This window comes from Citrobacter sp. wls757, from assembly GCF_005280935.1.
Taxonomy (GTDB): Bacteria; Pseudomonadota; Gammaproteobacteria; order Enterobacterales; family Enterobacteriaceae; genus Citrobacter; species Citrobacter portucalensis.
Map to the genome: position 1 here is coordinate 913 of NZ_SZWU01000012.1, position 9695 is coordinate 10607.

General features: G+C 47.7%; 8 protein-coding genes. All 8 read left to right on the plus strand.

The genetic code is table 11. The features are described from left to right. The coding region (locus FDW94_RS01325; RefSeq protein WP_249358221.1) for an undecaprenyl-phosphate glucose phosphotransferase at nt 1-927 on the plus strand (927 nt) is incomplete at its 5' end. Nucleotide 928: 1 nt separating this feature from the next. Then, nucleotides 929-2407: a colanic acid undecaprenyl disphosphate flippase WzxC gene (gene wzxC, locus FDW94_RS01330; protein WP_137377007.1), complete on the plus strand. Its 1479-nt coding sequence runs from the start codon at nt 929-931 to the stop codon at nt 2405-2407. Between the two features lie 23 nt (nt 2408-2430). Then, nucleotides 2431-3711: a colanic acid biosynthesis pyruvyl transferase WcaK gene (gene wcaK, locus FDW94_RS01335; protein WP_079934505.1), complete on the plus strand. Its 1281-nt coding sequence runs from the start codon at nt 2431-2433 to the stop codon at nt 3709-3711. Then, a complete protein-coding gene (wcaL, locus tag FDW94_RS01340; protein WP_137377008.1) occupies nt 3708-4928 on the plus strand; it encodes a colanic acid biosynthesis glycosyltransferase WcaL in 1221 nt (406 codons plus the stop codon). Before wcaK ends, wcaL begins: the two co-directional genes overlap by 4 nt. Nucleotides 4929-4939: 11 nt before the next feature. After that, on the plus strand, nt 4940-6334 hold the full coding sequence (gene wcaM / locus FDW94_RS01345; RefSeq protein WP_137377009.1) for a colanic acid biosynthesis protein WcaM: 1395 nt from the start codon (nt 4940-4942) through the stop codon (nt 6332-6334). Nucleotides 6335-6482: 148 nt separating this feature from the next. Beyond that, entirely contained in the window at nt 6483-7478 is a 996-nt protein-coding gene (locus tag FDW94_RS01350; RefSeq protein WP_046670034.1) for an SDR family oxidoreductase, read from the plus strand. A gap of 237 nt (nt 7479-7715) precedes the next feature. After that, nucleotides 7716-8612 carry a GalU regulator GalF gene (galF, locus tag FDW94_RS01355; protein ID WP_137377010.1) on the plus strand — a complete coding sequence of 299 codons (897 nt, stop codon included), beginning with the start codon at nt 7716-7718 and terminating at the stop codon, nt 8610-8612. A 292-nt stretch (nt 8613-8904) separates the two neighbouring features. Beyond that, on the plus strand, nt 8905-9695 hold a 791-nt coding region (locus tag FDW94_RS01360), incomplete at its 3' end, for a hypothetical protein (RefSeq protein ID WP_137377011.1).

Genomic DNA, 9695 nt, shown 5'->3' on the forward strand with positions numbered 1-9695 from the left:
CAAATGCTATTGGACAGCTTTCGCCATGAACCTTGGCTGGGATTTGAAGTGGCGGGGGTCTATCACGATCCTATCCCTGGAAAAAACTCCCGCGACTGGGCCGGTAATCTGCAACAGCTGGTGGACGACGCCAAAGCCTCTCGTATTCATAACGTTTATATCGCCATGTCGATGAGCGATGGCGCCAGCGTCAAAAAACTGGTTCGTGAGCTGGCCGACACCACCTGTTCGGTGATCCTTATTCCTGATGTCTTTACCTTTAACATTCTGCATTCACGGATTGAGGAGATGAATGGCGTTCCGGTGGTGCCGCTGTATGACACGCCGCTCTCGGGAATTAATCGCCTGTTGAAACGCGCGGAAGATATCGTGCTGGCTTCGCTGATCCTGCTGCTTATTTCTCCGGTGCTGTGTGGCATAGCGCTACTGGTAAAACTGACCTCCAACGGACCGGTGATTTTCCGCCAGACCCGTTATGGCATGGACGGAAAACCGATCAAAGTCTGGAAGTTTCGTTCGATGAAAGTGATGGAAAACGACGCGGTGGTGACGCAGGCGACGCAAAACGATCCGCGCGTTACCCCTGTGGGGAATTTCCTGCGCCGAACGTCGCTCGATGAACTGCCGCAGTTTATTAACGTGCTGACCGGGGGCATGTCTATTGTTGGGCCACGCCCGCATGCGGTGGCGCATAACGAACAGTACCGCCAGCTGATCGAGGGGTACATGTTACGCCATAAGGTGAAACCGGGTATTACCGGCTGGGCACAAATCAACGGCTGGCGCGGTGAAACCGATACGCTGGAAAAAATGGAAAAACGTGTGGAGTTTGACCTCGAATACATTCGCGAGTGGAGCGTGTGGTTCGATATCAAAATTGTTTTTCTGACGGTATTCAAAGGCTTTGTCAACAAAGCGGCGTATTAACATGAGCTTACGAGAAAAAACGCTGAACGGTGCAAAGTGGTCGGCGATTGCCACGGTGATCATTATTGGTCTGGGGCTTATCCAGATGACCGTACTGGCACGGATTATTGATAACCACCAGTTCGGGTTGTTAACCGTGGCGCTGGTGATCATCGCGCTGGCCGATACGTTGTCTGACTTTGGTATTGCCAACTCAATTATTCAGCGCAAAGAGATTGGCTATCTTGAACTGACCACGCTGTACTGGCTCAACGTTGGGTTGGGTATCGTGGTATGCGTAGCGATGTTTCTGCTGAGCGAGACGATTGCCAGCGTACTTAATAACCCAGAACTGGCACCGCTCATCAAAACGTTATCACTGGCGTTTGTGGTGATACCACACGGGCAGCAGTTTCGCGCGCTGATGCAAAAAGAGCTGGCCTTCAACAAAATTGGCATGATTGAAACCAGTTCGGTGCTGGCCGGTTTTACCTTCACCGTAGTCAGCGCCCATTTCTGGCCGCTCGCGCTGACGGCCATTCTAGGGTATCTGGTGAACAGTACGCTACGTACGCTGCTGTTCGGCTATTTTGGTCGCCGGATTTACCGTCCGGGGCTGCATTTTTCGCTGGCATCGGTTTCGTCGAATCTGCGTTTTGGTGCGTGGCTGACGGCAGACAGCATCATCAATTACATCAATACCAACCTTTCCACGCTGGTTTTAGCCCGCACGTTGGGAGCTGGTGTGGCGGGCGGATTCAATCTCGCCTGGAATGTGGCGGTTGTCCCCCCGATCAAACTGAACCCGATTATCACCCGCGTGCTGTTTCCGGCGTTTGCCAAAATCCAGGATGACAGCGAAAAGCTACGGGTGAATTTTTACAAGCTGCTGTCGGTGGTCGGGATTATCAACTTCCCGACGCTGCTGGGACTGATGGTGGTGTCGAATAACGTGGTGCCGCTGGTATTCGGTGAGAAGTGGAACGGCATTATCCCCATCCTGCAACTGCTGTGCATTGTTGGGCTGCTGCGCTCGGTGGGGAATCCAATCGGTTCACTGCTGATGGCGAAAGCGCGGGTCGATATCAGCTTTAAATTCAATGTGTTCAAAACCTTTCTGTTTATTCCCGCCATTTTCATCGGTGGACATCTGGCCGGGGCAATTGGCGTGACGCTGGGTTTTTTACTGGTCCAGGTGATTAACACCGTCCTCAGCTATTTCGTGATGATTAAACCTGTTCTTGGCCCCAGCTACCGCCAGTACATGCTCAGTCTTTGGCTGCCGTTGTATCTCTCCTTGCCAACCCTTGTGGTGAGCTATGCGCTGGGCGTAATGCTGCATGGGCAACTGTCGTTGGGCGTGTTGTTGGGGAGCCAGATAGCGGCAGGGGCACTGGCGTTTGCGCTAATGATAGTGCTGTCGCGTCATCCGCTGGTGGTGGAAATAAAACGCCAGCTCTGTCGCAGTGAAAAAATGAAAACCTTGCTCCGTGCAGGATAAGAACAACGCTTTAAGAGGTCATAATGAAACTATTAATTTTGGGCAACCATACCTGCGGGAACCGAGGGGATAGCGCGATCCTGCGCGGTTTGCTGGATGCCATTAACGCGTTGCGTCCTGAGACTGAAGTGGATGTTATGAGCCGTTACCCGGTGAGCTCCTCATGGTTACTGAACCGCCCGGTGATGGGCGATCCGCTGTATTCGCAGATGAAGCAACACAACAACGCAGCGGGTGTTATGGGGCGAGTGAAGAAAGTGCTGCGTCGTCGCTATCAGCACCAGGTACTGCTCTCGCGTGTTACCGACTCCGGTAATCTGCGCAATATCGCTATCGCCCAGGGCTTTACCGATTTTGTTCGTTTGTTGTCGCGCTATGACGCCATCATCCAGGTCGGCGGATCGTTCTTTGTCGATCTGTATGGTGTGCCGCAGTTTGAACATGCGTTGTGTTCGTTTATGGCGAAAAAACCGCTGTACATGATTGGTCATAGCGTGGGGCCATTCCAGGATGAGCAGTTTAATCAACTGGCGAACTACGTGTTTGGCCACTGTAATGCATTGATTTTACGTGAATCCGTCAGTCTGGATCTGATGAAGCGCAGCGCAATTACCACGGATAAAGTTGAAACAGGCGTGGATACGGCCTGGCTGGTCGACAATCATCATGAGGATTTTGAGCCGGGTTATGCGGTACAGCACTGGTTAGACATGGCGGCTAAACAGAAGACCGTTGCCATTACATTGCGCGAGCTGGCGCCTTTTGATAAGCGTCTGGGGACAACGCAGCAGGCCTATGAGCAAGCCTTTGCCGGGGTAGTGAACCGCATACTCGATGAAGGTTACCAGGTGATTGCACTGTCAACCTGCACCGGTATTGATAGTTACAACAAAGATGATCGCATGGTGGCGTTAAACCTGCGCCAGTATGTTAACGACCCGGCCCGATATCATGTGGTGATGGATGAACTTAACGATCTGGAGATGGGGAAGATTCTGGGGGCATGCGATCTGACGGTGGGTACTCGGTTGCACTCGGCCATTATCTCGATGAATTTTATGACGCCAGCCATCGCCATTAACTACGAGCATAAATCGGCAGGGATCATGCAACAGTTGGGGTTGCCGGAGATGGCTGTCGATATTCGCCATCTGCTCGATGGCAGTCTGGAAGGAAAGGTCGCCGATACCCTCGGACAGCTACCTGAACTGAACATACGGCTTGGGGATGCTGTGACACGCGAACGCGAACGCGGGGTACACATGGTGCAGTCGGTTTTAACGCGTATTGAGGGGGAAAAATGAAGATTGGCTTTTTCCTGCTTAAATTTCCGCTCTCTTCTGAGACCTTTGTACTCAATCAGATAACCGCATTTATCGATATGGGCTACGACGTGGAGATTGTCGCTTTGCAGAAGGGCGATCTTGAAAATACGCATGCCTCATTTAATACCTATCGGCTGGGTGAAAAAACGCGCTGGTTGCTGAATGAACCGGAAAGCAAACTGGCGAAGCTGAAATATAGGGCGGCGGCGGCTCTGCACGGTCTCACCCGCGCAGCGACCTGGAAAGCGCTTAATGTTGCACGTTATGGCGAGGAAGCGCGCAATCTGATTTTGGCGGCCATTTGCGGTGGGAATCCGCGGGCGTTTGAAGCGGATGTCTTTATTGCTCATTTTGGGCCAGCAGGCGTAACGGCCGCTAAGCTGCGTGAGCTTGGGATGATCCGCGGAAAAATCGCTACGGTATTTCACGGCGTCGATGTTTCGCATCGGGATGTGCTTACCCGCTATACCCCTGAGTATCAGCAGCTATTTCAACGTGGAGATTTGATGTTACCCATCAGCAATCTCTGGGCCGGACGTTTAAAAAACATGGGATGCCCGCCGCAAAAAATCGCGGTTTCGCGTATGGGTATCGACATGACGCGTTTTACCCCTCGCCAACTGAAAGCACCAGCTGCACCGCTGGAAATTATCTCTGTCGCCCGGTTAACCGAGAAAAAAGGACTGCACGTCGCCATCGAAGCCTGCCGACAGTTAAAAGAGCAGGGCGTCTCATTTCGTTATCGCATCCTGGGTATCGGTCCTTGGGAGCGTCGTTTACGCACGCTGATCGAGCAATATCAACTCGATGATGTGATTGAGATGCCCGGCTTTAAGCCCAGCCATAAGGTAAAGGAGATGCTTGAACAGGCGGATGTATTTTTGCTGCCGTCGATTACCGGAAGAGACGGCGATATGGAGGGGATCCCGGTGGCGCTGATGGAGGCGATGGCGGTAGGTATTCCAGTGATTTCTACCTTTCACAGCGGGATCCCGGAGCTGGTCGAATCGGGCAAGTCTGGCTGGCTGGCACCGGAAAACGATGCGCAGGCACTGGCTGAGAGGTTAGCGGAATTTAGCCTGCTCGGCAGTGAGCAGGTACAGCCGATTGTGCAGTGTGCGCGAGAAAAAATTGAAACTGAATTTAATCAGTTAGCTATCAATAAACAGTTAGCCAGTCTGCTGCAAACGATGTAAATCGAGGTTGTATGTCAGAGAACAAACTCTCACGCCGTACTTTTCTGACGGCAGGCTCTGCGCTTGTCGTGCTGCATTCTCCCATTGTCCGGGCGCTTGAATCATCGGACAGCGTCAACATTCAGAATTACAACCCAAAGGATTGGGTCGCTTCTTTCCGGCAGGCGTTCAAAGAAGGACAAACGGTAGTCGTACCCAAAGAACTGGAATGTAAGGATCTCAATACCGCTGTCGTTATTCCTCCTGGCAAAACGCTACACCTGCAAGGCAGAATCAGCGGCAATGGCCGTGGTCGCTTTGTTCTGCAGGATGGATGTAAGGTGATGGGCGATCAGGGCGGGAGCCTGAGAAACGTTACTCTCTATGTGCGCGGTTCGGATTGCGTGATAAAAGGGATTGCCATGAGTGGTTTCGGGCCAGTGACGCAAATCTATATCGGCGGCAAAACACCGAGGCTGATGCGCAATCTGACTATTCAGGATATTACCGTCACGCGCGCTAACTATGGGATCCTGCGTCAGGGCTTTCATAACCGGATGGATGGCGTAAAGATTACAAACTGCCGTTTTAGCGATCTACAGGGAGATGCCATTGAGTGGAATGTGGCGATCAACGACAGCAACATCCTCATTTCTGACCATGTCATTGAACGTATTAACTGTACCAACGGCAACGTGAACTGGGGCATCGGCATCGGACTGGCGGGTAGTACCTATGACAATACCTATCCCGATGACCTGGCGGTAAAAAACTTTGTCGTGGCGAATATCACCGGCACCGACTGTCGACAGTTAGTCCATGTAGAGAACGGTAAACATTTTATCATTCGTAATATCAGCGCACGAAATATTAACCCAGATTTTAGTAAGAAAGCAGGCATTGATAATGCAACGGTTGCTATTTATGGCTGTGATAATTTCGTGATTGATAATATCAATATGGAAAATAGCGCAGGTATGCTCATTGGCTACGGTGTTATTAAAGGACGATATTTATCCATTCCGCAGAACTTTAAGTTAAATAATATCCATCTGGATAACACGAAACTTGAATATAAATTACGCGGCATTCAGATCTCATCAGGTAATGCAACGTCGTTCGTGGCCATCACCAACGTGGAGATGAAGCGCGCCACGCTTGAGTTGCACAACCAACCGCAACATCTTTTTTTACGTAACATCAGAGTGATGCAGCAATCCGCAACTGGACCCGCGCTCAAGATGCACTTCGATCTGCGCCAGGACGTACGCGGTAAGTTTATGGCTAAGCAGGACACCTTGCTATCACTGGCGAATATCCATGCGGTAAACGAAAGCGGGCAAAGTTCAGTTGACATTGACCGGGTAAACCATCAGGTGGTGAATGTCGAAGCGGTGAATTTTCGACTGCCGGGGCAGGGGAGGTAACCCCACTATAATCTTACTGGATATCATTGGCTAAAAGATTATAATCACTCAATTACTGTTAAAGCTGGGGCTGGGCAGCATTGACTACTCAGGGAAGACGCTCATCTTTATCATATGTTTCTTGTGTTACGAACAGACAAAGTGATTTATGAACGATAAAGTTTTGCTCATCGGTGCCTCCGGCTTCGTGGGGACCAGACTCCTGGAGACGGCTGTTGCGGATTTTGATATCAAGAATCTGGATAAACAGCAGAGTCATTTCTATCCGCAAATCACGCAAATCGGTGATGTTCGCGACCAACAAGTTCTGGATCAGGCGCTGTCAGGCTATGACACAGTCGTGTTGTTAGCGGCTGAACACCGTGATGATGTCAGTCCTACTTCACTCTACTATGATGTGAATGTTCAGGGGACGCGCAATGTATTGGCCGCTATGGAGAAAAATGATGTTAAGAACATCATTTTTACCAGCTCTGTCGCCGTTTATGGTCTGAACAAAACCAATCCTGATGAAAATCATCCTCACGATCCCTTCAACCACTACGGTAAAAGCAAGTGGCAAGCGGAAGAGGTTCTTCGTGAATGGCATGCTAAAGCGCCTGATGAGCGTTCGCTGACTATCATTCGTCCAACTGTTATCTTTGGCGAACGCAACCGCGGCAACGTTTATAATCTGCTGAAGCAGATTGCTGGCGGTAAGTTTATGATGGTTGGGGCGGGTACCAATTATAAATCAATGGCTTATGTGGGTAATATTGTTGAGTTTATCAAGTATAAACTGAAGAATGTGACTGCTGGTTATGAGGTTTATAATTACGTTGATAAACCTGATCTGAATATGAACCAACTGGTTACCGAAGTTGAACAGAGCTTAAGTAAAAAAATCCCCTCAGCACACTTACCTTACGCTTTAGGCATGTTAGGTGGCTATTGCTTTGATATTTTGGGTAAAGTGACCGGCAAAAAATATGCTGTCAGCTCTGTGCGCGTGAAGAAGTTCTGTGCCACCACACAGTTTGATGCAACGAAAGTCCACTCATCCGGTTTTGTTGCTCCTTACACATTGTCTCAGGGACTGGATCGCACTTTAAAATACGAATTTTTGCACGATAAGAAAGATGACATTACGTTTGTCTCTGAGTGACTGTTGTTTGTTGAGTGCCTGGGGCTTAGTTAACTTCGATTTTTCGCAAATGCTATAAAACTGACGAGATTAGTTCGTTTCCGAGGAATCCGAGTTCACCTCGGTGCTGGTGAAGTGTAGAGTTTGCATTCGGTTTACCTTAACCTGGCTATTTCGTGTTGAGGATGGAGCCAGCAATACTGGCTAACGTACGGCTAAAGTCTATACTTTATCAGCCGTTTGGAGGTAGGAGAGAGAATGACTAATTTGAAAGCAGTTATCCCGGTAGCGGGCCTGGGGATGCACATGTTGCCTGCTACGAAGGCAATCCCTAAAGAGATGCTGCCGATCGTAGACAAGCCGATGATTCAATACATTGTCGACGAGATTGTAGCTGCCGGTATCAAAGAAATCGTTCTGGTGACTCATGCGTCGAAGAACGCAGTTGAGAACCACTTCGACACCTCTTACGAACTCGAATCACTCCTTGAGCAGCGTGTTAAGCGCCAGCTCTTAGCCGAAGTGCAGTCTATCTGTCCTCCGGGCGTGACTATCATGAACGTCCGTCAGGCTCAGTTGCTGGGTCTGGGTCATTCCATCCTTTGTGCTCGTCCTATCATTGGTGATAACCCGTTTGTCGTGGTATTACCTGACGTTGTTCTGGATACCGCAAGTGCGGATCCGCTGCGCTACAACCTCGCTGCTATGGTTGCTCGTTTTAATGAAACCGGGCGCAGTCAGGTGCTGGCTAAGCGTATGGAGGGCGATCTGTCTGAATACTCTGTTATTCAAACCAAAGAGGCTTTGGACAACGAAGGTAAAGTCAGCCGCATCGTTGAGTTCATCGAAAAACCAGACCAACCGCAGACTCTTGATTCCGATCTGATGGCCGTAGGCCGCTATGTGCTGTCTGCTGATATTTGGGCAGAATTAGAGCATACCCAACCAGGTGCCTGGGGACGTATTCAGTTGACGGATGCCATTGCGGAATTGGCTAAAAAACAGTCTGTTGACGCTATGTTGATGACTGGGGACAGCTACGACTGTGGTAAAAAAATGGGCTATATGCAGGCTTTCGTTAAGTATGGACTGCGGAATTTGAAAGAAGGGGCGAAGTTTCAGAAGATCATTGAAAAAATACTTAATGAGCAGTGAAATGATTATAAATAGTGAATTTTAGTTTTACTTTAGTGAATAATAATGTAATAAACTGCACATTTGCAGGCTATTTTAGCCTGCAAGAAATGATTAAGTGGTTTTGACAATTTTAACAAATATGATGTTAATACCTTATCATAAGGGAATCCAAAGATATTACAATTTGGGTATTTCTAGTGCACTGGTAGCTGAAGAGCCAGGGGCGGTAGCGTACTTGGATTTCATTGACAAATGAAGAACTTCTACATTGTAATTATAGGTCAATATCAGAATACAAGGCTTGGTAATAATGAAAAAAATTTTGTTTGTGAGTGCGCGTTTTCCATGGCCCTTGCTAACGGGGGATGCTCTTAGAGCTTATAATCAATTAAAACAATTGTCAAAAAATAATGAAATAGATGTTTTTTCTGTAGAAAGTCCTTCTATTTTTCGTGGTGATATTGATCAATATGTCAATACTAGTTTTTCTGGCAACATCACAAAAATAAGGAAAGTACATAATATTATCTCAAATAATAAAGCAACTGCATTACAATGTGCTATGTATTATGATCCAAAATCCTGGCAAGAACTAAGAAAGTTAGTGATTACAAATAAGTATGATATTATAGTTTTCCAATTGGTACGTTTAGAATACCTAATTAAAAAAACTATTGATTTACGGAATCAACAGAATTTAAAGGCGAAAATTTATTGTGATTTTATTGATGCCTTATCATTAAATATGAAAAATCGGGCAGAAACAGAAAGTATATGGATGAAGAAAATATGTTATAGTGAATCAAAAAAATTATCCATAGTTGAAAATGAAATATATGAATCTGTTGATTATGCAATGATTATTTCTGAGAGGGATGCGAACTATATCGGAAAAGGAAAGTTTGATATTGTACCAAATGGTGTAAGTATTCCAAAAATTAGCATGCAAAAAAAACAAAAAACAGGGATCATAAATTTGGCTTTTTGGGGAAATATGAGCTACTATCCAAACGTGAAAGCAGCTCTTTATCTTGCTGATTTATATAATAATTTGGATAAATCCAAATATAAACTTCACATTATTGGGGCTCAACCTTGTAA